Source organism: Promicromonospora sp. NPDC019610, assembly GCF_044389365.1.
GTDB lineage: Bacteria > Actinomycetota > Actinomycetes > Actinomycetales > Cellulomonadaceae > Promicromonospora.
Genome location: NZ_JBIRXX010000001.1, coordinates 2,443,099 through 2,469,942, shown reverse-complemented (window position 1 = coordinate 2,469,942; position 26,844 = coordinate 2,443,099). Strand labels below are relative to the sequence as shown.

Below are 26,844 nucleotides of genomic sequence, written 5' to 3'. Positions count from 1 at the left end.
GTCGGGACAGATGGGGTCTGATCACTGGGTTCCGGCGCCGGGTTCCTCCCCGGGCCGGACGGTCAGCTCGTTGGTCAGGCGCAGGTCCGTGACGGACCTGCCCGTACGCAGCCGGTAGGTGCCCGGCGGCGTGGTCCAGCCCTTGGCCTGCGGGTCCCAGACCTGCAGCGCCCGGGTGGGAACTGGTACGCGGACGGTCGCGCTGCCCATGGCGGGCACGTCCGCCACCGCGAAACCGCCCAGCCACCGCACGGGGCGGCTCGGGCCGCCCGCGGGTGCCTCGACGTAGACCTGGACCACCTCGCGGCCCGCGCGGGACCCGGTGTTCCGGACGGTCACGTACGCGGTCAGGGTCGCGGGGGCGTCGTGGGACTGGCCCCAGGCGAGGACGGCGTCCTCGTACTCCCAGGTGGTCCAGCCCAGGCCGTGCCCGAACGGCGCGGCGGGCACCGGCGCGGTGCCGCCCGCGGCATCGGGCCCGGCGGCGTCCGGCGCGGCGGCCAGCCGCCGCTCCCAGGCGCGGTAGCCGACGTCGGTCCCCTCGGTGTAGTCGACGACGCCGTCCACCGGCCGCGCGTGCGGCACCGGGACGTCCTCGAAGCGGGCGGGGAGCGTCCACGGCAGGCGGCCGGACGGCTCGGTGACGCCGGTCAGCACGTCGGCGAGCGCCGTGCCCGCCTCCTGCCCGGGCAGCCAGCCCCACAGCGCTGTGGGCACGTCGTTCAGCCAGGGCAGCAGCACGGGCGCGCCCGCGTTGACGACGACGACGGTGCGCGGGTTGGCCGCGGCGACGCGGCGCACGAGCTCGTCCTGATTGCCGGGCAGGTCCAGGTCGGGCCGGTCGTAACCCTCGGACTCGACCTCGGCGGTGGTGCCGACCAGCACGACGGCGACGTCGGCGGCGGCAGCGGCCTCGACGGCGGCGGCGAGCTCGTCGGCGGCCGAGGGGCCGGGCAGCCGGTGCACCAGGGCGGCGCGCACGAAGTGCCCGTAGCCCACGGCGTGCACCACCTGGACGGTCGCGTCCAGCTCGGCGGTGCCACTCGCCTGGGCGAGGGCCGCGATCGGGTGGTTGTGCCCGGAGGAGAGCACCACGTCCTCGTTGACGACCGTGCTGCCGGTGGCGACCTCGCCGCCGTCGACGAGCACCCGGTGCACGCCGACGGTGCCGACGCCCAGCTCGTGGGCGCCCGGCTCGTCCAGCCGGACGGTCGCCCGCAGGCGGACGGCGTCGGCGTCGGGCCGCACGTCCTCCAGCCAGCCGGTCCACCCGGTGGCGGTGCGCTCCTCGAGCGTGCTGCCGTCGGCGGCCAGGAGCTCGACGCGCAGGCCGGGCGCACCGGTGACCGGGTCCGTGCACCGGTCGACGTCGAGCTCCGGCGGGTTGTGCAGCGCGCGGGCGCCGGCCAGCACGGTCAGCTCGGAGCCTTCCGGGAGCGCGGCGCGCAGCTCGTCGGCGGGGTAGGTGAGGTGGTCGGGCTGCACGAACGAGGAGCCGCCGCCCTGGAAGAAGGGCTCGACGGCGGCTGGCCCGAGCAGCGCGACCCGCAGCGGCCGGGCGCCGTCCTGCACCAGCGGCACCAGGCCGAGGTCGTCCTTCAGCACCACCACGGAGCGGGCGGCGAGCTCGCGCAGGAGCTCGCTCGACGCCGCGGTCGCGGCGGCCGCCTGGTCCGGCACGGCCTGGAGCGCGAGGTGCGCGCCCACCGCGCTGCCGTTCGCGTCGGAGGCGCCCGGCAGCACGAGCCGGCCGGTGCGGCGGGCGAGCCGCAGCAGACGCAGCACCTTGTCGTCCAGCTCCGCCTCGGCGACCTCGCCGGAGCGGACGGCGTCGAGCAGGCCGTCGCCCCACGCGCCGTCGGGCCCGGGCATCTGCAGGTCCAGGCCGCCGCGCACGGCGGGCACCACGGACTGCGTGGCGACCCAGTCGCTCACGAAGAGGCCGTCGTAGCCCCACTCCTCCTTGAGCAGGTCGACCACGAGCGGCCGGTGCTCCAGCAGGGGCGCGGCGAGGCCCTCGGTGTCGGCGCCGTTGTAGGCGCCCATGACGGACCACGGGTTGACGTCACGCACCAGGCGCTCGAAGGGCGCCAGGTAGGCCTCGCGCAGCGTCCGCTCGTCGAGGCGCGCGAGGTAGCGCGTGCGCTCGGTCTCGGAGTCGTTGGCGACGTAGTGCTTGACGCACATCCCGACGCCCCGCTCCTGCGCGGCGCCCACGAGCGCCACTGCGATCTCGGCGGTCAGGTGCGGGTCCTCGGAGTAGCACTCGAAGTGGCGGCCGCCCACGGGCGTGCGCTGGAGGTTGACCTGCGGGGCCAGCACCACGTCCACGCCGTGGCGCCGCGCCTCGGCGGCGAACAGCAGGCCGGCGCGGCGGGCCAGCTCCAGGTCCCAGGTCGCGGCCAGCGCGGACGGCGCGGGGAACATCGCCGACGTCCCGCCGCCCGGGCCGCGCACGCCGACCGGCCCGTCGGACAGCACCACCGGCTCCAGGCCGATCCGCGGCACCGCGGTGGTGGTCCACATGGACGCGCCCACGACGAGCGACACCTTCTCCTCGGCGGAGAGCTGGTCGAGGAGCCGGAGCAGCTCGGGCTCCGTAGCGCTGACCTGCGCGGTAACTGCCTGCGATGACAAGTGCTTCTCCGTTCGGCGGTGGACGGCTGCCCGCATTCAACCACACTTACTTACTGGTTAGTAAGCCCGGATTCTCGGCTATCGTGAGTCCATGCCAGAAGCGACCGGGCAGGCTGCCCCGAAGGCCAAGCGGCCCACGCGCGACCAGCGGCGGGAGGAGATCCTCGCGGCCGCGACGCGCGTGTTCGGGTCCAAGGGCTACCACCAGGGCTCGCTCGTCGACGTCGCCGCCCAGGTGGGCATCACCCACGCCGGGGTGCTACACCACTTCGGCAGCAAGGACAAGCTGCTGTGGGAGGTGCTCGAGTACCGCGACCGCGTGGACGTGCAGCACCTGGAGGGCAAGCACATCCCGGGCGGCATGGAGCTGTTCCGCCACCTGGTCACCACCGCGCGGCTGAACGCCGACCGGCGCGGCATCGTGCAGGCCTACGCGGTGCTCACCGGCGAGTCCGTGACCGACGGGCACCCGGCGTCCACCTGGGTCGCCGAGCGGTTCTCCGTGCTGCGCGGCGAGATCTCCCAGGCCGTGCGCGAGCTGGCCGCCGAGCGGGACGTGACCCTGCCCGAGGGCGAGCCCGAGCGCGCCGCCGCCGCGGTGATCGCCGTCATGGACGGCCTCCAGCTCCAGTGGCTGCTCGACCCGGAGGCCGTGGACCTCGCGTCGGCCACGGGCTTCGCGATCGAGTCGATCCTGACGGCCACCCTGGGCGCCGCGGTGCGGATCACGAGCTGACCCGCGACCGCCTCACCACTCGGTCTTGAGCCGCCGCTTCGGGTCCTCGCTCGGCGGCACGTCCATCTTCTGCAGCGTGAAGCCCATGACGTCGCTGAACACCGGCGCCGCGACGTCGCCGCCGAAGATCGAGCTGTGCGGGCTCTTGAGGAAGACCGCCACCGTGTACCGGGGGTCGTCGGCCGGCGCGACGCCGATGAACGACGCCATGTACGTCCAGCCGCCGCCGGCGGGCATCTGCGCGGTACCGGTCTTGCCCGCCACCCGGTAGCCCGGCACGGCCGCGTTGGTACCCGTACCGCCGTCCTCGGTCACGGTCTCCATCATCTCGACCAGGGTGTCCGCGGTCTCCTCCGAGATGACCCGCTCCCCCGGCTTCCGCTCGGCCGGCGTCGTGACGCCGTCGGGGCTCGTGGAGCCCTCGAAGAGCGTCGGCGTCATCCGCACGCCGCCGTTCGCCACGGTCGAGAACACGCTGGTGGCCTGCATCGCGTTGACGGACAGGCCCTGCCCGAACAGCACCGCGTACTGCGTGCGGCCGTCCCAGTCGGCGACGTCGGCGGGCGGCATGAGGCCCACGGACTCGCCCGGCAGGCCCAGGCCCGTCGGCTGCCCGAACCCGAACTTGTACAGGTAGTCCTGCCGGGTCTGCAGCGGGATCTTCTCGCCGGCCTGCACGGTGCCCGTGTTCGACGACTGCGCCAGCACGCCCGTCAGCGTGAGCTTCTGCACGGGGTGCTCGTGCGAGTCGCGGAAGGTCTGGCCGTTCGGCGTCGTGTACGTGTAGGGCACGGTGAACCTGCTGTTCGGGTTCCAGTAGCCGCCCTCCAGCGCCGCGGCCATGGTGATCACCTTGCCGGTCGAGCCCGGGTCGAACACGTCCTTCACGGCGCGCGAGCCGCCCGCGACGGCCGACGTCGACCGGTCGTTCGGATTCACCGAACCCGAGTCCGCGAGCGCCACGATCTCGCCGGTGCGCACGTCCTGCACGATGGCGATGCCGTACTCCGCGCCGGTGGTCCGCTTGGCCTCGTCGATGGAGTCCTGCGCCTTCCACTGGATGTCGTGCACCAGCGAGAGCTGGATGCTGTCGCCCGGGACCGCCGGGACCGACTTCTGGCCGGCGGCCGGGATGCGCAGGCCGTCGAGGCTGCGCTCGTACGTGTCCGAGCCCGCGGTTCCCGCCAGCAGGTCGTCGTACGCCGCCTCGATGCCACCCTGCCCGGTCTGCTCGTCGTCCACGAAACCGACCAGCGAGCCCGCGACCGTACCGGCCGGGTAGGTGCGCCGGGAGGTGAGGTCGGTCCGGATGTACGCCCGGATCTGCAGGTCCGCGATGGCGCGCTGCACCTGCGGCACCACGTTCTTGGCGAGCACCTTGTAGCGGGACTCGCCGACGAGCTTGGCCGCCAGCTCGTTCTTGGGCTCGTCGAGGATCGGCGCGAGGAGCTGGGCGATGCCCAGGGCGCCGTCCTGCACCTTGTGGCCGTCCGCGTCGACGCGGCCCGAACCACGGAAGTCCTCGATCGCCACCGGGTCGCCCACCACCGTGTACCGGTCCACCGAGGTGGCGAGCACGACGCCGTTCGCGTCGGTGATGTCGCCGCGGTGCGCGGGCGTGACCGCGGTGGCCGTACGCGCGGCCTCGGCCTCGGCGGCCAGGCTCGGCCCCTCGATGAGCTGGACGTGCACCAGCCGCACCAGGAAGACGAGCACCACCACGGCCGCGATGCCGACCAGCCAGCGCTGCCGCACCTCCGGCCGGCCCGGCCGCGGCGGCAGCGGCCGCGCCACCCGGGACCGGGCGGGCCGGGACGGGGCCGACGAGGTGGGGGCGGACGCCGGGCGCGGGGCGCCGGGTGCCTGAAGGCCCAGCCGGGTGCTGGTCGCACGCGGCTGGGCCTTGGTGGTGCGGGCCCTGGCCGGCTGAGCCCTGGTGGGCTGGGCCTTGGTGGGCTGGCCCTTGGCCTGGCCGGAGCGAGCCTTGGCGGGTTGCGCCTTCGCCGGTTGCGCCTTGGCGGGCCGCGCCTGGCCCGTGCGGGCCTTCGGCGGCTGGGCCTTGGCGGTCCGGGCCTGCTGCGGCGGTGCGCCGGTCTGCTTGCGCTGCGGCTGGGCGGAACGCGGGCCGGCAGCGCGCCCCGACGGGGTGCGCTGCCGGCCCGAGCCCGACGTCGGACCCGTCACTGGTCCGTACCCTTCACCACCTTGCCGGTAAGGACACTGACCATCGTCGGGTTCTCCGCCGGCACCATGCCGAGGCTGCGGGCCTTGGCGGGCAGGTCCGTCTCGGCCGCGCTCAGGTCCTCCTGCAGCACCTGGACGTCCTGGGCGGTCTGCGCCACGTCGCCCTGGAGCTGCGACATCTCGTAGGAGCCGCGCGCGAGCGTGGTGTTGAGCACCAGCACCGCCACGAGGGAACCGACCATCAGGGTGGCGCACAGCACGAAGAAGGGCACCCGGCTCTTCGCGTGCAGCGGTGCGCGGACCACGTCCAGGCGGCGGCCGCGCTGCGCGGCGCCCCCCGAGATCGCGGTCAGCGGTGCCCTGCGGGTGCGGGGCAGCTCGGCCGGACGGACTGCGCGGGCCGTCGCGGCGTGGGTAGCACTCATCGGCGGTCCTCCTTCGCTGTGTGGTGCTTGTTGGTGCGGTTCAGCAGGTGCTCGGGCGTGGGGCGCACGCGCCGTGCGGCGCGCAGCCGGACCGACGCCGAGCGCGGGTTGCGCTCCAGCTCTTCGGCGTCGGCCTCCTCCGCGCCCCGGGTGAGCGCCTCGAGATAGGGCCGGTGCGTCTCGGGCTCCACGGGCAGGCCGGGCGGGGCCGACGACGTGGTGCCCTGCGCGATCGCCCGCTTGACGATCCGGTCCTCGAGCGACTGGTACGACTCCACGACGATGCGGCCGTCCACCGCGAGCGCCTCGATCGCGGCGGGCACGGCCCGCTCGAGCACCTCGAGCTCACCGTTCACCTCGATGCGCAGCGCCTGGAAGGTGCGCTTGCCCGGGTGGCCCCCGGTCTTGCGGGTCGCGGCGGGGATGACGGCGCGCAGCAGGTCGACGAGCTCCCCGCTGCGGTCCCACTCCCGCTCGGCCCGACGCCGGACGATCGCCCGCGCGATCTTGCCCGCGAAGCGCTCCTCGCCGTACTCCCGCAGGATCCGCGCGAGGTCGCGCTCGTCGTACGTGTTGAGCACCACGGCCGCCGTCAGCTCCTGGGTGGAGTCCATGCGCATGTCGAGCGGCGCGTCCTGGGCGTAGGCGAAACCGCGGTCGGTCTCGTCGAGCTGCAGCGAGGACACCCCGAGGTCCATGAGCACGCCCTGCACGGCGCCGCCGGCGTGCGCGTCGACCACCTCGGTGATCTCGTCGTACACCGCGTGCACCGGCGTGAACCGGTCGCCGAACCGGGCCAGCCGCTCGCCCGCGAGGGCGAGGGCCTGAGGGTCGCGGTCGATGCCGATGACGCGGGCCGTCGGGAGCTGCTCGAGCACGGCCTCCGTGTGGCCGCCCATGCCGAGCGTGCAGTCCACCAGGACCGAGCCGGGCTCGGCCAGCGCGGGGGCCAGCAGGTCGACGCAGCGCTGGAGCAGCACCGGGAGGTGGCGGTCGGCGGCGTCACTGCCGGTGCCGGGGCGGTCGTCGGTCGCGTTCATCGGTGTCTCCCTCCTGCGTGGTGCTGGTCCTGCATGCCGCCGGTCCTGCTCCGAACCAGGCTGCTCCGGCGGGCGGGGCCGCCCGGTCAGGTCTCCCTCCGCACGGTTCCGGCGGCGGGGAAGTGCGCCGGATCCTGCGGGAGGAGGCCTGGCCGTACGGCCGTCCCCTCGCCTTGCCTAGAAGCTCAGCCCGGGGAAGATCTCCTCGGCCTGATCGATGTAGTCGGGTTCGGTCTGTTCCTGATATGTGGCCCACGCCTGCGCATCCCACACCTCCACGCGGGTTCCCACCCCGATCACGACCACATCGCGGTCGAGACCGGCGTACGCCCGCAGGTGCGTCGGGATGGAGACCCGGCCCTGCTTGTCCGGGACCTCGTCGCTCGCTCCCGCCAGGAAGTTTCGCGTGTAGTCCCGTGCTGCCTTGCTCGTCACCGGCGCCTGCCGGATCTGGGTGTAGATCTGCTGGAACTCGTCCATCGGAAGAAGAAAGAGGCACCGCTCCTGCCCCTTGGTCATCACCAGACCGCCGGACAGTCGCCCCCGGAACTTGGCGGGAAGGATCAGGCGCCCCTTCTCGTCGAGCTTCGGGGTGTACGTGCCGAGGAGCAGACCCAGACCTGCGAAACCTTCTGCCATCGCAGTCATGGGCCGACACCTCCTTCCGCTCCCGCATACTCCACGCTACTCCACTTTCCACCACCACACTCGGAAAAACCCTGGGGAGAACTGCCCACCGGCCCTCAATGCGCAGGTCAAAGAGGTAAAGAGCAGGTGGAGTAAATTCATGCCCGGCGTGGCGTGGAATGTCCCGGTAGGCGCCTCCGGTCCGCGGTCTCGTGCGGGTCCCTCGCCGGGCGAGACGTCGTTTCACCAGGGCGAAACAAGCTCTGGGATGTGTGAAGACCGCGTGATGCACACAACAGAGTGCTTTACATCTCCACTAGGCTGGTCCAGCCGGGCGAGCGACAGTCGCCCCGGCTTCCGAAGAGCGCGTACACGCGCGAGAAACCGGCCTGACTCCCGGCCCGATGGAGGTCCCCCAGTGCACACGGAACGCGCCACGTCCGGCCTCACGGATCCTCGGTTCGGCGGAGCACCCGCTCCACAGGGAGCGCCCGGACCCGCCGCGCTCGACGAGCTCGTGGAGACCATGGCCCGCGTCCGGGGCGCCGTGGAGTCCGTGGTGACGGGCCGGCCCGGCCTGGCCGACATCACCCTCGCCGTCCTGCTGGCCGAGGGCCACCTGCTCGTCGAGGACGTCCCCGGCGTCGGCAAGACCACCCTCGCCAAGGCCGTCGCGCGCAGCATCGACTGCCACGTGGGCCGCATCCAGTTCACGCCGGACCTGCTGCCGAGCGACCTCACGGGCGTCAACATCTTCCGCACCGGCAGCCACGAGTTCGAGTTCCGGCCGGGGCCGGTGTTCAGCAACATCGTGATCGGCGACGAGATCAACCGCGCCTCGCCCAAGACCCAGTCCGCGCTGCTGGAGTGCATGGAGGAGGGCCAGACCACCGTCGACGGCACCACCCACCAGCTCCCCCGGCCGTTCCTCGTGGTCGCCACCCAGAACCCGGTGGAGATGGAGGGCACCTACCCGCTGCCCGAGGCGCAGCGCGACCGCTTCATGGCCCGCATCACCGTGGGCTACCCGGACATCGACGCCGAGATGCTCATGCTCGACCGGCAGGAGGCCAGCACGCCGCTGGCGCACCTGGAGGCCGTGACCGACGGGCACACGCTGCTGCGGTTCGCGCAGCTCGTGCGGTCGCTGTACGCGTCACCCTCGGTCAAGCGGTACGTCGTCGGGCTCGTCGGCGCCACGCGCGAGCACCCGGGCCTGCGGCTGGGCGCCTCGCCGCGCGCCTCGCTCCAGCTCCTGCGCGCCGCCAAGGCCATCGCCGCCATGGCGGGCCGCGACCACGTGCTGCCCGACGACATCCAGCGGCTCGCCCGGCCCGTGCTGGCCCACCGCCTCATCCTCACCACCGAGGCGCGCCTCGGTGGTGTGACCCCCGAGACGCTCGTCGACGAGATCGTGCAGCGCACCCCGGTGCCGGCGCTCGAGCCCGCCGACCGGCGCCAGTTCTGAGCGGCCGGGGCGGCACGGTCATGAAGTGGCGTGACACGCTCGCACGGATCAGCCGGGTCCGGCTCACCCCCCGCGGCATCGGGGCGGCCTGCGTGGGCGGTGTGCTGATCCCGCTCGGGCTGGTCCTCACCCTGCCCGACCTGGTCGGCCTCGGCGCCGCGGCGCTCATCGCCGTGGCCGTGGCCTGGCTGGTGATCGGCACCCAGCGGCTGGAGTCGGGCCGGGGCGCCCTGCACGTGACGCGGTCCGTGGCGCCCAACCCCGTGGTGCGCGACCGGACGGCGGACGTGAGCCTCCTGGTCGCCGCGCACCAGGCCTCGGGCGCGGCGTACGAGCGGCTGTCCCGCCTGCGCCTGTCCGAGCAGGCGGCGCACGAGCTCGCCGGGCACCAGGGCATCCGCGCCCGGGTCTCCGCGCGGGCCGACCGCATCACCGTGCACTACTCGCTCACGCCGATGCGGCGCGGGCGCTGGTCGCTCGGTCCGCTGCTGACCACCCGCACCGACGTGTTCGGCCTGGTCCGCGCCACCCAGCCCCTCGGGGCCGCCACGCACGTCCCGGTGTGGCCCCGCACCGTCGAGCTTGCCGTGCGCACCCGGTCGGTGGGCGACGTCGACCACTCCGCCACGGGCGCGCGCCTGCAGTCCAGCGACGATTCCGTGCTGCGGGAGTACGTCGCGGGCGACGACCCGCGCCGTGTGCACTGGGCGAGCGCGGCACGCCGCGGCCAGCTCATGGTCCGCGCCGACGAGAGCGCCGGGGTGCGCCCCGTGACCGTCCTGCTCGACCGCTCGCTGCTGCCCCACTGGCAGGAGTCCGGGAGCCTGCGTCGTCCGGCAGCGGTGGACGACGGCGAGTGGGCCGTCGAGCTCGCCGCGTCGATCGCCACGTCGTTCCTCGACGCCGGCCACCCGTCCCGCCTGGTGACCACCAGCGTGGCGCCCAGCGTGGACGGCGTCCGCTTCGCCATCACCCGCGCCAGCCGGTCCGCCCTCCTGGACGCCTGCGTCGACATCCGGGGGCACCGCGGCGCGTCGGAGGGGCAGCACGCGACGAGCACCACCGCGCGGGCGCTCCGGCTCGCCCGCGCCCCGGGCGAGATCGTCGTGGCGGTGCTCGGCCCGCAGGGGCCTGACGCGCGACACGACCTCGCCGCGCTCGGCGCCGAGGGCACCTGCTGGGGGCTGCTGGTGGCGCCGCGCGGCGCCGGGTTCCAGCACGAGCTGGACCAGACGGCAGCCGAGCTGCGCGCCTCCGGCTGGCACGTCAGCACCTGCGAGGCCCGCACCGACCCGGAACGCGCCTGGGCCCTGCTCGCGGAGCGTGCGCCGTGATCCCCGCACACCGCGGCCCGCTGGTCCGCACCGTCGCGTCCGGCGTGCTCGTCGCGATCGCCGTGATCGCGTCCATGCACGCGCTCACGCTCGTCATCGACCCCGGGCCCTGGCTCACGGCCGGCACCACCGGCGTCGTCCTGGTCTCCGCCACCACCTGCGTGGTGCGGTACCTGCTGCTGCGCAACGCCGTCGACCGGGCCGCCGCCCGCCGGGCGGCGGGCCAGGGGCCCAGCGCGGACCGGGCTGCCGACCGCGCGGCCGGCAGCGCCTCGTTCTTCGCGACGACGGCGGGTCTCCTCGTCGCCGTCTGGTTCGTCCTGGCGCGCTACGGCGGGCCGGGCCAGCGGTTCGAGCCCTTCGTGGGGCCCGACTCCGTGGAGCAGGCCCTCGAACGGTTCCGCCAGGCCACCGAGCTGATGAGCACGCAGGTCGCTCCCGTGGACCCCGGCCCGGCCATCAGCATGGTCGCCGTCGGCGGCACCCTGCTGGTGCTGCTCGTCGTGGACTCCCTCGCCGGCGCCCGCATGCCGGGCTTCGCCGGGGTGCCGCTGCTGCTCCTGTGGACACCGTCGCTGACGCTCATCGGGGACGTGCAGTGGCCGGTCTTCGTCATCAGCGTCACCGCGATGCTCCTGCTGCTGACCGTCGACCCCGTGGGGCTGACCCCGGGCCGGCGCAGTGACGCCGACTCCGCGGCGGTGCGCCGGGCGCAGCGGTTCCGCTCCGGGATCACGGCCCTGACGTCGGTGGCGGTCGCCGCCACCTCGCTCGGCGTCGCGACCGGCATGGCGGCCCTCCCGGCGCTGGCCGGGACGTGGAACCAGCTCATCTCCACGCCCTCGGACACGGTGGAGCTGTCCTCCGAGCTGGACATGCGCCAGCCGCTGAGCGCCCGCTCCTCCAACACCGTGCTGACGTACACGATGGCCGACGGCGAGCCCGCCGGCCCCCTGCGCGTCATGACCCTGACCGCCTTCGACGGCGTCCAGACCAACCGGAACGTGCCCACCGGCGGCCTGACCGAGTTCGACCCGTCGACGGTGCTCGCGCCGCCCGGCGAGGGCTCCGAGGGCGAGCTCCGCCGGATGAACCTGCGGATCGGGCAGCTCGACGGCGCGGAGCTGCCGCTGCCGCTCGAGCCCCGCACCGTCGACGTCGAGGGTGACTGGGCCTACGACCCGCTGCGGGACGAGGTGCGCAGCGGCGAGGGTACCCAGCAGGGAGCGCCGTACACCGTCGAGATCGCCGACCGCGGGCTCACCCCCGAGCTGCTGCGGGCCACGCCGACGGCGGGCGACCCCCGGTCGGCCGGCTACACGGAGGTGCCGGACACCGAGCACCGGGACGACATCGCCGCCTACGCCCAGGAGATCGCCGGCGACGCGCCCACCCGGTTCGACGCGGCGGTCGCGCTGCAGAACCACCTGCGCTCGGGCGCCGGGTTCGTGTACAACCCGGACGCCGACTACCGCGGCTCGTCGGACACCGTCTGGGACTTCCTGCAGAACAAGGAGGGGTACTGCACGCAGTACGCCCTCTCGATGATGGTGATGGCCCGCAGCCTCGACATCCCGGCGCGGATCGGCGTCGGCTGGCTGCCCGGCCGGCCTGACGGTGACGGCAGCTACCGGGTCACCGGCCAGGACTCGCACGCCTGGCCGGAGATCTACTTCCCGTCCGTCGGCTGGGTCCGCTTCGAGCCGACGCCGCAGGTCCAGACCGGCCCGCTGCCCTCGTACGCGAACCCCGGCACGGGCACGGCGCCCAGCGCGTCGCCCACGCCGTCGCGCGCCAACGAGGTGCCCCCGCAGCAGCCGACCCAGCGGCCGGAGCAGTCCGAGGCGGGCGCCACGGACGACGCGTCGTCCGGCAGCCAGGTGTCCGACCAGACCCTGCCCGGCTGGGCCTGGGTGGTCGCGGTCATCGTCGCCCTCGGGGTGCTCGGGGGCGCCGCGTGGCTGCTGCTGCGCCGTCGGACGGAGGTCGAGGAGCTCGATCCCGAGCGGGCCTGGGCCCGTGTGCTGGCGCTGCTCGCCGAGCGGGAGGTGCGGCTCGGCCCGTCGGTCACGCTGCGCCGCGCGCCGGAGGTCATCGCCGACCAGGTGCGCGCCAGGACGGGCACACCCCTGCCCGACGACGTCGCCGAACGGCTCACCGCCCTGGCCGACGCCGCCGAGGACGAGCGCTACGCCCGCGACTCGACGCCCCCGACGGCCGCCGAGCTCGAGGAGCTTACGGCCACGGTCACGGCGGAGCTCACGGAGGCCCTCACCCGCCCCCGTTGAGTGCTGGCTATTTGCGGCTCTCACGGCTTGAGAGTCGCAAATAGCCAGCACTCAACGGGGAGAAAGACAGGAGCCGGGCCCCTCGGGGCCCGGCTCCTGTCATGTGCGGTCGTCCGGTCAGGACCACCGGGAACGGTTGGCCGGCTAGCGACCACCCTGGTTGCGCCGGTTCTCCCAGCGCTCTTCGAGGCGGGCGAGGAAGCCGGAACGACCACCACCACCCTGCCGCTTGCGGGCCTTGCGTGCTCCCCCGTTCGAGGGCTGGACGGTGCCGTCTTCGCCGACGACGCCGACCGGACCCTCCTGCTGCTTCTTGCGCGGTCCGAGGAACGCGAAGACCACACCCGCGAACATCAGCACGAAGCCGATGGCCCCGAGCCACGTACGCGACGTCGCTGCACCGACGACAAGAAGAAGCAGGCCGACGACTACGCCGGCCCCGGACAGCACATAACGGAGCGCGTTACCACGGCCTGTGGACTGGAGCGTGTTCGCCAGCCGCGGGTCGTCTGACGTCAGAGCACGCTCCATCTGCTCCAGCACCCGCTGCTCGTACTCGGACAGAGGCATCGAGACCCCCGGATCTCGCAAAGGAACAGTGTCCCTTCCAGGATAGGACGACCCGGCCGTCGTTGGTAGTCGACATCCCGGGCATACCCATGACTATAGGGGCAGATCAGTAAAGATGCGTGCCGTTCTTGCGGTGTACACCCAGGTCGATCGCCGTTTTCCCGAACTTCTCACGCACCGCGTCGAGCGCGAGCTCGGCCTCACGCTGCGCTCCGGAGCGTGGATCGACCGCTTCTTCGAGCGTCGGCTGCTGGGTGGACCCGTCCCGTTCCCGAAGGTTTTCACCCCGCACGCCGACCAGCCGCACCGGGAGACCCCCCAGATCGACCGCCGCCACGAGCTCGCGCGCCACGAGGTAGATGTCCCGCGCGACGTCCGTGGGCCCGTCCAGCGTCCGCGACCGGGTGAACGTCGCGAAGTCGCTGGAGCGCACCTTCACCGACACCGTGCGCGCCAGCACGCCCTGGTGCCGCAGCCGCGCCGCCACTCGGTCGGACAGCTCCAGCACCCGGCGGTTCACCGCGTCGGCGTCGTCCTGGTCGGTGCCGAAGGTGGTCTCGGCGCCGATGCTGTGCTCGCGCTGCTCGGGGACGACGGGGCGCGGGTCGCGACCCCAGGAGAGGTCGTGCAGGTGCGCGCCGCTGACCCGGCCGACGGCCGCCTGCAGGCTCGGCAGGTCCGTGCGGGCCAGCTCCGCCACGGTGGTGATCCCCCACGCGGCGAGCGACTTCTCGGTCTTCTCCCCCACGCCCCACAGGGCGCCGACGGGCAGCGTGTGCAGGAAGTCGACGGTGGCGTCCACGGGGACGAGCATCAGGCCGTCCGGCTTGGCGTGCGTGGAGGCCAGCTTGGCCACGAACTTGTTCCGGGCGATGCCCACCGAGGCCGTCACGCCGTGCTCGGCCTCGATGCGGCGGCGCAGCTCGGCGCCGATCATCGTGGGCGGGCCGAGGCGCCGCCGGGCCCCGCTGACGTCCAGGAAGGCCTCGTCCACGCTGATCTGCTCCACGAGCGGCGTGACCTCCTGCAGCAGGCCCATGACCGAGCGGGAGACGTCGCGGTACAGCTCGTGGTCGGGCCGGACCACGACGGCCTGCGGGCACAGCAGGCGCGCCCGCGTCATCGGCATCGCGGACCGGACGCCGAAGGCGCGCGCCTCGTAGGTCGCGGCCAGCACGACGCCGCGCTCCTGCGCGCCGACGATGACCGGCAGGCCACGCAGCTCCGGCCGCCGCGCCAGCTCGCAGGACGCGAAGAACGCGTCCATGTCCAGGTGCAGCACCGAGCAGCCGGACTCGTCCGACCCCCAGTCCCGCCTCGCCGCCGCTGACCGCGGCCCCTTGCTCACGAACGTGCTCCGTTCCCGTACTTGCCCAGTGCTTGTCTGCCGGCTCCTGCCGGCGCCGGTCAGGACGCCTCGGGCACCAGGGACAGGCGCTGCGTCGCGAACCCGGTCTCCGGGTCCACGAGCATCGCCACCTCGTCCCGGAAGTCCTCTGCGCACGCCAGCAGCTCGTCCGCCCGCGCGGGCTCCACCTGCTCCGGGCGCCCGGCGTCCACGGCGGCCCGCAGGGGCGCGCCGGACGCGAAGTAGCCCGACCAGGCCGCGAGGTCCGGTTCGGCGTGCGCGAGCATGTCCCACACCGTCCGCGCGCCGGAGCGCGCCGACGGGCGGCCCCGCAATGCCACCACGGCCGCGGCCGAGCGGATGGCCGCGAGGTGCGCGTGCACGAACCGGTCGCCCGGGTCGGCCGCACGCGCGGCCTCGGCGAGCTCCGCGTCCGCCTTGCGCAGCAGTGCGGTGACACCCGGCGGGACGGCGCGTGGCACGAGCATGCGTGCCGAGACCACGTCCCGCCCGCTCTGAGACTGCATGGTGCCCATCTCGAACCTCCGATCGAACCCCTTGTGCGACACTATCGAACATACGTTCTATCCTGTCAAGCGCACCGCCGGCCCGGGAGACACTGTGCTCATGGCCCGCCGCTCCGCCCGACGCCGCCCATCCTCCTCCGCACCACTGACATTCCCCGCCGAGCTGCCCGTCGGCCCCGTGCCGATCAGCACCGGTACCGCCGAGGTGGTGCGCGACCCCGACTTCCCTCAGCGGGTGACGCTGCACGTCAACGGCGTACCGAGCTCCAGCCTCGACCTCGCCGACCCCGGTTTTCTCGACTTCGAGTACATGCAGCAGATGGCCGCGTTCGTGGCACTCCTGCCGCCCGGGCCGCTGCGGGTGCTGCACCTCGGGGCCGCCGGCAGCGCCTTCGCGCGGCACGTGGAGCACGAGCGGCCCGGCTCCCGCCAGCTCGGCGTCGACCTCGACCCCCGCCTCCTGGAGCTCGTGCGCGAGTGGTTCGCCCTGCCGCGCTCGCCCCTGCTGCGCCTGCGCGCCGACGACGCGGGACGCGCCCTGGCCTCCGCCCGCGACGCCTCCTACGACGTGGTGGTCCGCGACGTGTTCGCGGGCGACCGCACGCCCGCGCACCTCGTGGGCACGGGGTTCGCGGCCGAGGCGCACCGCGTGCTGCGCCCCGGCGGCGTCCTCCTGGTGAACTGCGCCGACCGGCCGCCGCTGACCACCGCGCGCCGCGAGGTCGCGAGCCTCGCGGAGGCCTTCGGGCCGGATGCCGCGGTACAGGGCCGGCTCGCCGCGGTCGCCGAACCCGCGATCCTCAAGGGGCGCCGGTACGGCAACCTGGTCCTCGCGGCCGTCCGCGCGCTGCCCGCGGACCCGCCGCAGGACGACGTCCGGCCGGACAGCCAGGACGGCAGCCCCGAGGACAGCCGCAACAGCACCCGGGACGCCGTCGGGGCGGAGGGCGCGCACGAGGGCGCCCAGGACGCCGCACAGGGCCCCCAGGGGACCCGCGACGTCCTCGAGCTCCCGGACCTGCGGGACGCCCGCCTGGGGCGCGCCCTGCGCACCCTGGCGGTGCCCGCCACCCTCCTGGCCGGCGACGACGCGGCGGCGTTCGCCGGCACGGCGGCCCCGCTGGCGACGCCGGCTTCCTGACCACCCCGTACGTCTGACACGTCGCACCACCCCGTACGTCTGACACGCCGCCCGGGCGCGCGAAGAAGGCCGCCCTCCCCGGAGGGAGGACGGCCTTCTCACGAGTTACGTCAGAGCGGCACGACTGCTTCCGCCTGCGGACCCTTGGGACCCTGCGTGATCTCGAACTCGACCCGCTGGGCCTCCTCGAGAGACCGGTACCCGTTGGACTGGATTGCGGAGTAGTGCACGAAGACGTCGGCGCCGCCGCCGTCCTGGGCGATGAACCCGTACCCCTTCTCCGCGTTGAACCACTTCACAGAACCCTGCGCCATGCTGTCCTTCGACCTTCCGTCCGGGATCCGACGGCGAGCCCGTTGCCCGCCCCCGTGCCGCAATGCTTTCCCGACTTGCTCACGACACGGCGGACGTGGCCTTGGTACGTCACTGCAACGTGCGCCAGTGTGGCATGGACCACTCAAATGTGCCACGGAACACGCACATTTCTGCCGCAGCTATGACACACCGGGCCGCAGAGTTACCTGCAAACCCAGCTCAGCGCCTGTTTTCGGGCGCCGAAGTCGGCACGCTCCTGGGCACTGGCTGGGAGGTCGGCAGTCTGCATCGAGGTCGGCACAGGCCTGTGCCGACCTCGATGCAGAGTGCCGACCCGGCGGACCGGGGTCAGGGAGACTGCCGACCTGGCGGGCCGGAGGCTCAGGCTCTACCTTCTGCGCCCGAACCGCCGGCTCAGTCGCCGTTCTGCTGGGCGAGGAACCGCTCGAACTCCGCGCCCAGCTCCTCCGCGCTCGGGATCGGCGTGGTCTCGGCGAGCAGGCTCGGCCGGCCGATCGACCGGGCGAAGGCGTCGTACTGCTCCTCCAGCGCCTTCACGACGGCGGCGATCTCGGTCGACTCCGCGACCTGCTTCTCCACCTCGATCTTGGCGTCGGTCGCGGCCTCCTCCAGCGCGGGGATCGCCAGGTCGAGCCCGGTCGCCCGCTCCGTGTGGTGCAGCGCGACCACCGTGGCCGGCGGGTACTGCGACTGCGCCAGGTAGTGCGGCACGTGCACGGTGAAGCCGAGCGCGTCGTGCCCCGCCTCACCGAGCCGGTACTCGAGGAGCGCGGACAGCGAGCCCGGCACCTTCACGCTGCCGAACCACGACGTGTAGTCGTCGACCAGCCCGGGCCGCGTGGCGTGCGCCGTCAGGGACAGGGGGCGGGTGTGCGGCAGCCCCATCGGGATGCCCTGGATGCCGACCACGAGGCTCACGCCGAACCGCTCGACGAGCTGGATCAGCCCGGCCACGACGCGTTCCCACTGCAGGTCCGGCTCGGCGCCGTGCAGCAGCAGGAAGCCCGTGCCCTCGGCGTCGGTCAGGTGGTCGACCGCGAGGTAGGGGGCCTGGTAGTCGGCCCACCGGTCGGAGTCGAAGGTCATGGTCGCCCGCTTGGAGCGGTAGTCGAGGAGCTGGTCGACGTCGAACGTCACCAGACGCTCCACGCGGAACTCGTCGATCAGGTGCTCGACAGCGAGGTCGCCCGCACTGCCGGCGTCCACGAAACCGCGGACGGCGTGCAGGAGGACGGGCCCGTCGGAGCTGCCGGGCACGCTGCGACCCAGCGTGCGCTCCACCGCTGCCTCGTCGACGTCGTAGATGCCCTGGGGGTCAAGCACGTGCGCTCCCTCGCTCGTCGGAGTACTGCCGATCACCCGGTCCGAAAGGGTGTCTGCTCTGGTCCAACGTCGGGACGGCCGGGTGTCTTCCCGTTACGCCCACAGCGTCGCGAGCAGTTCCCCCATCAGCGGCCGGGCAGGCGCACGACGGACACGAAGAAGTCGTCGATCTGGCGCACCACGTCGATGAACCGGTCGAAGTCCACCGGCTTGGTCACGTAGGCGTTGGCGTGCAGGGAGTAGGAGCCCACCACGTCCTCCTGGGCGTCCGACGTGGTGAGGACCACCACGGGGATGTGCCGCAGCATGGGGTCGCCCTTGGCGACGGCGAGCACCTCGAGGCCGTCCATCTTCGGCAGGTTGAGGTCGAGCAGCACCAGGTCAGGGGTCGGCACCTTGGCGTACTGGCCCTGCTTGCGCAGGAACTCCAGCGCGCTCACGCCGTCGCCGACCACGGAGACGTTGTTCGCGACCCGGTGGTCCTCGAACGCCTCGCGCGTCATCAGGACGTCACCCGGGTCGTCCTCCACGAGGAGGATCTCCATCACCTTCTGACCGCTCACGTTGACCACCCGGCCCGTACCTGTCCCATGGAGTCCTCACCGGCGGGCCCCTTCGTCGCGCCCCGCCGTCGGCCCTGGTCAGGCCGCTTCATTGAAGCGTAGTCGACTGGGCCCGTTCGGTCGAAAGGCGCCCCGTGGCAGGTTGCCCCTGCCGCCGGGCCAGGGTGAACCGCACGATGGTGCCGCCGCCGTCCGCCGGCTCGATCCAGATGCGGCCCTTGTGGTACTCCACGATGCGTTTCACCAGCGAGAGGCCGATGCCGGTGCCCGCATACTGCTCGCGCGAGTGCAGACGCTGGAAGATGACGAACACCCGCTCCGCGTACTGGGCGTCGATGCCGATGCCGTTGTCCACCACCGAGATCTCCCAATGCGCCCGCATGCTGCGCACCTCGATCCGCACGTTCGGCGTGCGCTGCGGGTCGCGGAACTTGAGCGAGTTGCCGATCAGGTTCACGAAGATCTGCTGCAGCAGCGCGCGCTCGCCGTGCACCACGGGCATCGGGTCGTGGACGATCTCGGCCCCCGACTCCGCGATTCGCTCCGACAGCTCGGACAGCGCCGCCGTGAGCACACCCTCCAGCTCCACGTCCTCGCGCGGCACGCCCGTGCGGCCCACGCGCGAGAAGCTCAGGAGGTCCTGGATGAGCCGCTGCATGCGCTTGGCGCCGTCCACGGCGAACTCGATGTACTGGTCGGCGCGCTCGTCGAGCGACCCGCCGTACCGCTTCTGCAGGAGCTGCGTGAAGCTCGCGACCTTGCGCAGCGGCTCCTGCAGGTCGTGCGAGGCCACGTAGGCGAACTGCTCCAGGTCGCGGTTGGACCGCTCCAGCTCGCGCGCCTGCTCGCTGAGCAGGGTGTGCGCGTTCTCCACCTCCTGGTGCGACAGGCGGATCTCCTCCACCTGGTGCACCAGCTCGCGGCGCATCGTCTCCACGTGCATGGCGAGCAGGGCCACCTCGCCCGTGCCGGCGGGCCGGATCTCCCGCCCGAGCACCCCGCTGCTCACCACGCGGACGGCGGCCGTCAGCTCGGTCAGCGGCCGGATCACCCAGGACTCCAGGGCGAGCCACATCATCGTGCCCATCAGCACGACCACGAGCACGAGCGTCGCGACCGCCCCGAGCAGCAGCCGTTCCCAGACGGTCCGGGTCTCCACGATCGCGTCCCGCTGCGCCCCCAGCTCGGCCAGGTAGTGGACGACGGCGGCGTTGGCCGCCGCGTACAGCGCGTCGCCCTCGACAGTGGGCGGGGCCGTGCTGAGCAGCTCCATGCGGCAGGCCACCTGGCCCGCCGGCGCCGCCTCGACGGCCGCCACCACGGGCTCGGCGTACTCGTCGAACCACGCGTCGGTGCGCCGGACCGCCTCCTCGTAGGCCCGCGCCACCTCGGCGTCCGACTGCAGGGCGCGCCGCTCGACGTCGCCCAGGAGCATGATGCGGCCGGTCGACCCGACGGCGCGCGTCCAGGGTTCGAGCGCGGCCTCGTCGCAGGTGGCGCGGTAGGCGCGGAGCGACGAGTCGGCGTCCGCGAGGGCCAGGGAGGCCCGCTCACCGTCCACCAGGGCCCGGTAGTAGGGGCCGTCGGCGCGGGCGTCCAGGCCGCGGGACTGGACCAGGGCGAGCACCGCGACGGCGAGCGCGAGGACGAGCATGGCGGCGACCGCGCCGAGCAGCCGCGCGAGGCGACGACGCATCGACACACCGGTGAACCGGTGCTCGTCCGGCACCAGAGTCATGCCCGCGACCACTCCACCGAGTCGGCCAGGGTCGAGGTGCGTTCACCGGGCTCCGTGGCGCCGGCGCCGGCCCAGCCGACGAAGAGCAGCGCGGCGTCGTCCACCAGGGGGCCGCCGTGCAGCGCGCGCACCCGGCGCAGCACGCGGGTCACGACCTCGTCGGTGCCCTGGTCCATCTCGTGCTCCACGACGGAGCGCAGGCCGTGCGCGCCGAGGCGCGGCATCCGGCCGTGCGCGCTGGGCGGCAGGACGGGCGTGCCCCCGGGGTCGGCGCCCACGGCCGCCTCTACGAGCCCGTCCGTGTAGAGCACCGCGGTCCACACCTCGGGCAGGCGGACGCGGTGCGCCACCCAGGTGCCCTCGACGGGGATGCCGAGCGCGCGGCCGCGGTCGGACGACGGCAGCTCCTCGCACCGGTGGGTGGCGGTGGCCTTGCCGTCCGGCGTCTGCGGCACCACGAGCAGCGGCGGCAGGTGCCCCGCGAGGTAGACGTCCATGTGCGCGCGGTCGGCGGAGATCACGGCCTGGCAGATGGTGACGAACACCTCGGGGCGGCCGCGCTCGGCCAGGAGCACACGCTCCAGCAGGGGCAGGACGTCGTCCGCGGGCGTGTCGGCGAGCACGAGCGTGCGCCACGCCGTCCGCATGGCGGCACCGAGGGCGGCCTCGTCCGGGCCGTGCCCGGCGACGTCGCCGATGACCGTGACCAGGGTGCCGTCGGGGCGCTCGACCGTGTCGAAGAAGTCGCCCCCGAGCAGGCCGTTGCCACCCGGCAGGTAGCCGACCATGACGGAGACCCGCTCGTCGGTGACGAGCTCCTTGGGCAGCAGCGCGCGCTCCAGCCGCGTGGTCTCGGCCGCGCGCACCTCGCTGCGGAACAGCGCGATCTGCTGGGCGGCGGACCGGCGGCGCAGGGTCGCGTAGCGCAGGCAGCGGGCGAGCGCGTCGCCGTCGACGTCGCCCTTGACCAGGTAGTCGTCGGCGCCGTTCGCGACGGCGGCGGAGCCCAGGTCGTTCGCGGTGTTCCCGGTCAGCACCACGACGGCGGGCTGCACGGGCAGCACCTCGATGCCCTCGATGACGCGGCGCAGGGCCTCCAGCCCCTCGGCGTCGGGCAGGCCCAGGTCGAGCAGCAGGCAGTCCACCGAGACCATGGACAGGATGCCGAGCGCCTCGTCCACGGAGTGGGCGCGGTGCAGGTCGGCGCGGAGGTCTGCCTCGACGTCCGCGTCGGCGAGCAGCTCGCTCACGAGGAACGCGTCGGCGTCGTCGTCCTCGACCAGGAGCACCGAGATGGGGCCGTCGAGCCGGGTCGGGCACGCCTCGGGTCCTGACCCGCCTCCGGGCCTCGCCGATCCTGCCCCGCCCAGTGCCATGGCGGCGATCCTATCCAGCGAGATGACGCCGTGTCAGCGGACAGGCCGACGGTTGGGCGATAATGGTCGGCCGGTTGATTGCGACCGGAGTTTTCTCGCTGGTGGAACACGGAGGTAGGGCGTGACGGGAATCGCGGGCGAGCTCGCCCACGAGCAAGCAGTCGTCGACACGATGTACGTCCGCTTGGACACCCTGCGCGGCACCACCGCGAACCGCCTGCGGGACGTGCGCCTGGCGGGTGCCTCGGGCACGCACCAGAACCGTTCCGAGCGGGACGCGTTCGCCACGCTGTACGAGGACCGCGCGGCGCAGCTCGACGCCGTCGAGGACCGGCTGGTCTTCGGCCGGCTCGACCTCGCCGAGGGGTCCGGGGACGGCATGGTGACCCGGTACGTGGGGCGTATCGGGCTCACCGACGCCGAGCACCGGTCGATGCTCACGGACTGGCGCGCCCCGGCCGCCGAGGCCTTCTACCGGGCCACGGCGCTGCACCCGGGCGACGTGCGGCGGCGACGGCACCTGGTGACCAAGGGTCGTTCGGTGACGGGACTGGAGGACGAGGTCCTGGACCTCGACGGCGACATCGACGCGGACGCGCTCTCCGGCGAGGGTGCGCTGCTGGCCGCGATGGCGCAGGGCCGTACCGGCCGGATGACGGACATCGTCGCGACCATCCAGGCCGAGCAGGACCGCATCATCCGCTCCGACCTCTCCGGTGCTCTGGTGGTCCAGGGCGGCCCCGGCACCGGCAAGACGGCGGTGGCGCTGCACCGCGCGGCGTACCTCCTGTACGCGCACCGGCGCCTGCTGGAGCGCTCCGGTGTGCTGGTGGTCGGGCCGTCGAGCGCGTTCCTGCGGTACATCGACCAGGTGCTCCCCTCGCTGGGCGAGACCGGTGTGGTGTCCACCACGATCGGCGACCTGATCCCCGGCATCCGGGCGACCGCCGTCGACGAGGGGCAGGTGGCCCGGCTCAAGGGTCTGCTGCTGTGGCGCAAGGTGATCCGCCGGGCCGTGCGGGCGCGCGAGCGCGTCCCGCGGCACGACGTCGAGGTGCGGGTCGAGGGGCACGACTTCGTGATCCGCCCGCGCGACGTCGCCGACGCGATCGCGCGCGCCCGCCGCACGCACAAGCCGCACAACCTCGCCCGCGCGTCGTTCGTGCGCGACATGCTCGGCCGGCTGGCCGACCAGTACCGCGACTTCGACGGCGCCCCGCTGTCGTCCGAGGACCGCGCGTCGGTGACCGAGGACCTGCGCTCCGACCGCGACGTCCGCGTCGCCCTCAACCTCGCCTGGCTGCCGATCACGCCGGAGAAGCTCGTCGCCGACCTGTACGCCAAGCCGCACCGGCTGGCCGAGGCCGCGCCGGAGCTGTCCGAGCGCGAGCGGCGCCTGCTGGTCCGCGAGCCGGGCGCGCCGTGGACGGAGTCGGACGTGCCGATCCTGGACGAGGCGTACGAGCTGCTCGGCGAGGACGACTCCGTGGCGCTGGCCGAGGCCCGCCTGCGGGAGGCCGAGCAGGCGCGCGAGGTCGAGTACGCGCGCAACGTGCTGTCCGCGAGCGGCGCGGGCGGCGGTCTGGTCGACGCCGAGACGCTCGCCTCCCGGTTCGCCGCGAGCGGCCCGTCCCTGACGACGGCGGAGCGCGCCGCCGGCGACCGCTCCTGGACGTACGGCCACGTGGTGGTCGACGAGGCCCAGGAGCTCTCCCCCATGGCCTGGCGGGCGTTGGTGCGCCGGGTCCCGACGCGGTCGATGACCATCGTCGGCGACGTGGCCCAGACGTCGTCCGCGGCGGGCGCGCGCAGCTGGGACCGCATGCTCACCCCGCTGCTGCGCGACGGCTGGCGCCTGTCGGAGCTCACGGTCTCCTACCGCACGCCGTCCACGGTGGCCGACACCGCCCAGCGGGTCGCGCGCGCCGCGCGGCTGCCCGTCTCGGACCTGCGGGCCGCGCGCGACGTCGAGGGCTCCCTCGACGTCGTCCCCACGCCGGCGGGCCCGGACGGCCTGCCGGACGACGGCATCGTGGTCGCCCAGGCGCTCGGCCTCGTCAAGGAGCTGGTGGGCCCCGACGCCGGCCGCGTGGCCGTCGTCGCGCCGGCGGACGGCGTCGCACGCCTGGCCGACGCCGTGTCCGCGGCGCTGGCCTCCGCCGTCGGTGCCGAGGAGGCCGCGCGCCTGTCCGCCCAGCGGCCGGAGGACGCGCAGGTGACCGTCCTGGCGCCGCGCGAGACGAAGGGCCTGGAGTTCGACGCCGTGGTCCTGGTGGAGCCGGCGGCGATCGCCGAGGGCGCCGGCGGGACCAGCGACCTGTACGTGGCGATGACCCGACCCACGCAGCGCCTCGTGGTGGTGCACGCGCGCGAGCTGCCCGAAGGGTTCTGACCCACGCCCACCGCGGACCACCCGCCGTCGGCCCGCGTCCCACCTGCCGTCCCAGCAGGCGGGACGCGGGCCCGATCCGTTTGTCGCCAGCGCTCCCCCTGGCGCACCATGGGTGCGTGCAGCGAGCCCTTCTCCTCGAGAACGTCCACCCCACCTCCGTCCCGATCCTCGAGTCGGCCGGGTACGAGGTCGACTACCGCAAGGGAGCGCTCGACGAGGACGAGCTCATCGCGGCGCTCGACGGCGTCCAGCTCCTGGGCATCCGGTCCAAGACCGAGGTGACGGCGCGCGTGCTGGCCGAGTCCGACAGCCTGGTCGGCGTCGGCGCCTTCAGCATCGGCACCAACCAGATCAACCTGACGGCGGCCGCGCACCGCGGCGTCGCGGTGTTCAACGCGCCGTTCTCCAACACCCGCTCGGTGGTGGAGCTCGCGATCGCGGAGATCATCTCCCTGACCCGCCGGATGACGGAGCGCGACCGCGCCCTGCACGCGGGCGTGTGGGACAAGTCGGCGGACGGCTCGCACGAGGTGCGCGGCCGCACCCTCGGCATCATCGGCTACGGCAACATCGGCTCGCAGCTCTCCGTGCTCGCCGAGAACCTGGGCATGTCCGTCGTCTTCTACGACACCGCGGAGAAGCTGGCGCTGGGCAACGCGCGCCGGCTGGAGACGCTGGACGAGCTCCTGGAGACCGCCGACATCGTCACGCTGCACGTGGACGGCCGCTCGGGCAACGCCGGCCTGTTCGGCGAGAAGCAGTTCGCCCGTATGAAGCCGGGCGCGATCTTCCTCAACCTGTGCCGCGGGTTCGTGGTCGACGTCGACTCGCTGGCCGAGCACATCACGTCCGGGCACCTGTCGGGTGCCGCGGTCGACGTGTTCCCGGAGGAGCCCAAGAAGCGCGGCGACACCTTCGAGTCGGTGCTGCGCGGCCTGCCGAACGTGATTCTCACGCCCCACGTGGGCGGCTCCACCGAGGAGGCGCAGGAGGCGATCGGCCAGTTCGTGGCCAAGAAGCTGAGCGACTACGTGACGACCGGCTCGACGATGCTCAGCGTCAACCTGCCCAACCTTCAGCTCGAGCACACGGGCGTGGGCCGCATCAAGCTGCTGCACCGCAACGTGCCGGGCGTGCTGGCCACGGTGAACCAGATCTTCGCCGACCACGGCGCCAACATCGAGGGTCAGATGCTCGCCACGCGCGGCGACATCGGCTACGTGGTCACCGACATCTCGGACGTGACCGAGCGCGGCGCCTCGAAGAAGCTCCAGGCCCTGGAGTCGACCATCCGCCTGCGGATCCGCGACGCCTTCGAGCGCCCCGAGTTCCCGCCGGGACCGGCCGCCCGCTGATCTCACCCTGACGTGTCAGACCCTCAGGTCCCTCCGGTGACCTGAGGGTCTGACACGTCAGGCGCGGCTCAGCTCAGGACCGAGGCCGGGATCTTGTAGGCCGAGAAGGCGTCGGCCACCTGTGCCTCGTCCAGGCCGTACCGCTCCAGCGAGTACGCGTGCGGGCGGTGGCCGGACCGGTCGAGGGCCGCTGCGAGGTTGGCGTCGTCCGTCGCGCCCCAGTCCAGGCCCAGGGTCTCGAAGAGCCCGTGCACCACCGTCTCGGGGTCCTGCATCAGGTCGTCGTAGACCACGTCGATCACGGCGTCGTCGGGCAGCTGCTCGCGCAGCGCGACCGCGCGCGCCACCCCGTCCGCGGAGATCCTCAGCCAGTCCTGGCCGATCCGCTCCAGGTCGATGCGGCCGGGCTTGATGTACATCGTCTCCGTCGCCTCGGCCATGGAGCAGCCGGAGGCGACGGCGGCGCCGGGCGCGCGGTGCGTCCAGACGAAGCGCGCCCCGGGGAAGGCCGCCAGGATCTCCGGCATCCGCCACAGGTCCATGGGGTGCTTGAGCACCCAGCGGTCCGGCGCCTCGCCAGCAGCCATGATCTGCAGCGCGTCGTGCAGGAACCGGTAGTCCTCCGTCAGGTCGGCCCCGACGACCCAGTCGAGGTAGCGCGGCGCCGGACCCCAGGTGGCGAACATCTCGGTGTGCGCGCGCAGCATGAAGTCCTCCTCCTCGCTGTCGGCGATCAGCGGGTGGAGGTGCCCCCACGTGGGGCTGAGCCTGGCCACCGTCGCGTACCGCTTGCGGGCCTGCGCGATGAGCTTCTCGCGCTCCGCCGCGGGGCGCGGCAGGCCCAGGTTGTCCATCTCCCACAGCTTGGGGCCGCGGTGGCCGGGGTGCCGGGCGATCAGGTTGTACGTCACGGTGGTCCCGGTGCGCGGCAGCCCGACGACGAACACCGGCGCGGTCACCGGCTCGTCCTTCACCTCGGGGCGGCTCGCTTGGAGGTCGCGCACGATCGCGCGGTTGGTCAGCCGGGCCCGGATCTGGCCCTGCGTGCTGGACCAGCCCATGGCACTCAGGTCGGGGTTGGCGGCGTGGTCGGACAGCAGCAGGCGCAGGGGGTCGAGGGCCGCGAGCTCGTCGGCGTCGAGCGCGGCGCGCCCGCGCTGGGCGTCGGCGAGCAGGCTCTCGAAGACGGCGTCGGGGTCCTTGCGGGTGCGCAGGCCGGGGGCGAGCAGCACGTTGAGGATACGGAGCAGAGGCGTGGCCTGGGACATAGCGCACATCCTGCCGATGCGACCGGGCGCGGACAAGCGTCATGGAGCGCCCTGCCCGATCGTGACCTGCGGCATCGGCACTGGCTAACTCCGACCGCTCGCCGTTAGCATCCCGAGCGAGGGCTTGTGCCCGGAGTCACGAACGACCCGGAGCCGGCCGCCGACGAG

Annotated in this window: 21 protein-coding genes; 7 read left to right on the top strand and 14 right to left on the bottom strand. The window is 73.4% G+C overall.

Annotated features, from left to right (window positions below; genetic code table 11):
- Window positions 1–21: 21 nt before the first annotated feature.
- Entirely contained in the window at window positions 22–2,637 is a 2,616-nt protein-coding gene (locus ACH45N_RS11005) for a beta-glucosidase (RefSeq protein ID WP_397393546.1), read from the bottom strand.
- Between the two features lie 91 nt (window positions 2,638–2,728).
- On the opposite strand from ACH45N_RS11005, the gene ACH45N_RS11000 reads away from it, so the two are divergent.
- Window positions 2,729–3,373 (top strand): TetR/AcrR family transcriptional regulator, encoded by a 645-nt coding sequence (locus tag ACH45N_RS11000; protein WP_397393544.1) that lies wholly within the window; start codon window positions 2,729–2,731, stop codon window positions 3,371–3,373.
- Between the two features lie 12 nt (window positions 3,374–3,385).
- On the opposite strand, the gene ACH45N_RS10995 is transcribed toward ACH45N_RS11000, so the two are convergent.
- From ACH45N_RS10995 to mraZ, 4 genes are all read right to left on the bottom strand, one after another.
- Complete coding sequence (locus ACH45N_RS10995) at window positions 3,386–5,557, bottom strand: penicillin-binding transpeptidase domain-containing protein (protein WP_397393542.1); 2,172 nt, start codon at window positions 5,555–5,557, stop codon at window positions 3,386–3,388.
- The gene (locus ACH45N_RS10990) at window positions 5,554–5,982 is read right to left on the bottom strand and encodes a hypothetical protein (protein WP_397393540.1); all 429 of its coding nucleotides are present in this window, start codon (window positions 5,980–5,982) and stop codon (window positions 5,554–5,556) included. The genes ACH45N_RS10995 and ACH45N_RS10990 overlap by 4 nt, the downstream gene beginning before the upstream one ends.
- Entirely contained in the window at window positions 5,979–7,022 is a 1,044-nt protein-coding gene (rsmH, locus tag ACH45N_RS10985; protein WP_397393538.1) for a 16S rRNA (cytosine(1402)-N(4))-methyltransferase RsmH, read from the bottom strand. The genes ACH45N_RS10990 and rsmH overlap by 4 nt, the downstream gene beginning before the upstream one ends.
- Window positions 7,023–7,199: 177 nt before the next feature.
- Window positions 7,200–7,670, bottom strand: a complete 471-nt coding sequence (gene mraZ, locus ACH45N_RS10980) for a division/cell wall cluster transcriptional repressor MraZ (protein WP_357484605.1) — start codon at window positions 7,668–7,670, stop codon at window positions 7,200–7,202.
- Between the two features lie 397 nt (window positions 7,671–8,067).
- Between mraZ and ACH45N_RS10975 the strand changes: the two genes are divergently transcribed.
- From ACH45N_RS10975 to ACH45N_RS10965, 3 genes are read left to right on the top strand one after another with little or no spacing between them, the layout of a single operon-like run.
- Window positions 8,068–9,117 (top strand): AAA family ATPase, encoded by a 1,050-nt coding sequence (locus tag ACH45N_RS10975; RefSeq protein WP_397393535.1) that lies wholly within the window; start codon window positions 8,068–8,070, stop codon window positions 9,115–9,117.
- 20 nt (window positions 9,118–9,137) lie between these two features.
- Entirely contained in the window at window positions 9,138–10,451 is a 1,314-nt protein-coding gene (locus ACH45N_RS10970; protein WP_397393533.1) for a DUF58 domain-containing protein, read from the top strand.
- On the top strand, window positions 10,448–12,739 hold the full coding sequence (locus tag ACH45N_RS10965; protein ID WP_397393531.1) for a transglutaminaseTgpA domain-containing protein: 2,292 nt from the start codon (window positions 10,448–10,450) through the stop codon (window positions 12,737–12,739). The genes ACH45N_RS10970 and ACH45N_RS10965 overlap by 4 nt, the downstream gene beginning before the upstream one ends.
- 144 nt (window positions 12,740–12,883) lie before the next feature.
- On the opposite strand, the gene ACH45N_RS10960 is transcribed toward ACH45N_RS10965, so the two are convergent.
- The 3 genes from ACH45N_RS10960 to ACH45N_RS10950 form a co-directional block, all read right to left on the bottom strand.
- Window positions 12,884–13,309, bottom strand: a complete 426-nt coding sequence (locus ACH45N_RS10960; protein ID WP_377231349.1) for a DUF3040 domain-containing protein — start codon at window positions 13,307–13,309, stop codon at window positions 12,884–12,886.
- Window positions 13,310–13,415: 106 nt separating this feature from the next.
- Complete coding sequence (locus tag ACH45N_RS10955; protein ID WP_397393529.1) at window positions 13,416–14,657, bottom strand: DNA polymerase IV; 1,242 nt, start codon at window positions 14,655–14,657, stop codon at window positions 13,416–13,418.
- Window positions 14,658–14,716: 59 nt separating this feature from the next.
- Window positions 14,717–15,184: an SAV_6107 family HEPN domain-containing protein gene (locus ACH45N_RS10950; protein ID WP_397393527.1), complete on the bottom strand. Its 468-nt coding sequence runs from the start codon at window positions 15,182–15,184 to the stop codon at window positions 14,717–14,719.
- Window positions 15,185–15,284: 100 nt separating this feature from the next.
- Between ACH45N_RS10950 and ACH45N_RS10945 the strand changes: the two genes are divergently transcribed.
- Complete coding sequence (locus tag ACH45N_RS10945) at window positions 15,285–16,325, top strand: spermidine synthase (protein WP_397393525.1); 1,041 nt, start codon at window positions 15,285–15,287, stop codon at window positions 16,323–16,325.
- A gap of 110 nt (window positions 16,326–16,435) precedes the next feature.
- Here ACH45N_RS10945 and ACH45N_RS10940 read toward each other — a convergent pair whose 3' ends face one another.
- The 5 genes from ACH45N_RS10940 to ACH45N_RS10920 form a co-directional block, all read right to left on the bottom strand.
- Window positions 16,436–16,639, bottom strand: coding sequence for a cold-shock protein (locus ACH45N_RS10940; protein ID WP_020016705.1), 204 nt, complete (start codon window positions 16,637–16,639; stop codon window positions 16,436–16,438).
- Window positions 16,640–17,054: 415 nt separating this feature from the next.
- Window positions 17,055–17,984, bottom strand: a complete 930-nt coding sequence (locus ACH45N_RS10935) for a proteasome assembly chaperone family protein (protein ID WP_397393523.1) — start codon at window positions 17,982–17,984, stop codon at window positions 17,055–17,057.
- 125 nt (window positions 17,985–18,109) lie between these two features.
- Window positions 18,110–18,529 (bottom strand): response regulator, encoded by a 420-nt coding sequence (locus ACH45N_RS10930; RefSeq protein WP_285101664.1) that lies wholly within the window; start codon window positions 18,527–18,529, stop codon window positions 18,110–18,112.
- Window positions 18,530–18,635: 106 nt separating this feature from the next.
- On the bottom strand, window positions 18,636–20,285 hold the full coding sequence (locus ACH45N_RS10925; RefSeq protein ID WP_397393521.1) for an ATP-binding protein: 1,650 nt from the start codon (window positions 20,283–20,285) through the stop codon (window positions 18,636–18,638).
- Window positions 20,282–21,661: a PP2C family protein-serine/threonine phosphatase gene (locus ACH45N_RS10920; RefSeq protein ID WP_397393519.1), complete on the bottom strand. Its 1,380-nt coding sequence runs from the start codon at window positions 21,659–21,661 to the stop codon at window positions 20,282–20,284. Before ACH45N_RS10920 ends, ACH45N_RS10925 begins: the two co-directional genes overlap by 4 nt.
- 121 nt (window positions 21,662–21,782) lie before the next feature.
- Between ACH45N_RS10920 and ACH45N_RS10915 the strand changes: the two genes are divergently transcribed.
- Complete coding sequence (locus tag ACH45N_RS10915; RefSeq protein ID WP_397393517.1) at window positions 21,783–24,053, top strand: HelD family protein; 2,271 nt, start codon at window positions 21,783–21,785, stop codon at window positions 24,051–24,053.
- A gap of 116 nt (window positions 24,054–24,169) precedes the next feature.
- Window positions 24,170–25,408 (top strand): phosphoglycerate dehydrogenase, encoded by a 1,239-nt coding sequence (gene serA / locus ACH45N_RS10910; protein WP_397393515.1) that lies wholly within the window; start codon window positions 24,170–24,172, stop codon window positions 25,406–25,408.
- Between the two features lie 68 nt (window positions 25,409–25,476).
- On the opposite strand, the gene ACH45N_RS10905 is transcribed toward serA, so the two are convergent.
- Window positions 25,477–26,676 carry a sulfotransferase family protein gene (locus ACH45N_RS10905; protein WP_397393513.1) on the bottom strand — a complete coding sequence of 400 codons (1,200 nt, stop codon included), beginning with the start codon at window positions 26,674–26,676 and terminating at the stop codon, window positions 25,477–25,479.
- Window positions 26,677–26,844: the final 168 nt, after the last annotated feature.

What these genes read in the sequence shown, in the direction of transcription:
- mraZ (WP_357484605.1), bottom strand. Translation starts at nt 7,670, where the DNA reads ATGACTGCGATGGCAGAAGGTTTCGCAGGTCTGGGTCTGCTCCTCGGC.
- ACH45N_RS10920 (WP_397393519.1), bottom strand. Translation starts at nt 21,661, where the DNA reads ATGGCACTGGGCGGGGCAGGATCGGCGAGGCCCGGAGGCGGGTCAGGA.
- ACH45N_RS11000 (WP_397393544.1), top strand. Translation starts at nt 2,729, where the DNA reads ATGCCAGAAGCGACCGGGCAGGCTGCCCCGAAGGCCAAGCGGCCCACG.
- ACH45N_RS10945 (WP_397393525.1), top strand. Translation starts at nt 15,285, where the DNA reads ATGGCCCGCCGCTCCGCCCGACGCCGCCCATCCTCCTCCGCACCACTG.
- ACH45N_RS10940 (WP_020016705.1), bottom strand. Translation starts at nt 16,639, where the DNA reads ATGGCGCAGGGTTCTGTGAAGTGGTTCAACGCGGAGAAGGGGTACGGG.
- ACH45N_RS10960 (WP_377231349.1), bottom strand. Translation starts at nt 13,309, where the DNA reads ATGCCTCTGTCCGAGTACGAGCAGCGGGTGCTGGAGCAGATGGAGCGT.
- ACH45N_RS10930 (WP_285101664.1), bottom strand. Translation starts at nt 18,529, where the DNA reads ATGGAGATCCTCCTCGTGGAGGACGACCCGGGTGACGTCCTGATGACG.
- rsmH (WP_397393538.1), bottom strand. Translation starts at nt 7,022, where the DNA reads ATGAACGCGACCGACGACCGCCCCGGCACCGGCAGTGACGCCGCCGAC.
- ACH45N_RS10970 (WP_397393533.1), top strand. Translation starts at nt 9,138, where the DNA reads ATGAAGTGGCGTGACACGCTCGCACGGATCAGCCGGGTCCGGCTCACC.
- ACH45N_RS10990 (WP_397393540.1), bottom strand. Translation starts at nt 5,982, where the DNA reads ATGAGTGCTACCCACGCCGCGACGGCCCGCGCAGTCCGTCCGGCCGAG.
- ACH45N_RS10905 (WP_397393513.1), bottom strand. Translation starts at nt 26,676, where the DNA reads ATGTCCCAGGCCACGCCTCTGCTCCGTATCCTCAACGTGCTGCTCGCC.
- ACH45N_RS10950 (WP_397393527.1), bottom strand. Translation starts at nt 15,184, where the DNA reads ATGCAGTCTCAGAGCGGGCGGGACGTGGTCTCGGCACGCATGCTCGTG.
- ACH45N_RS10925 (WP_397393521.1), bottom strand. Translation starts at nt 20,285, where the DNA reads ATGACTCTGGTGCCGGACGAGCACCGGTTCACCGGTGTGTCGATGCGT.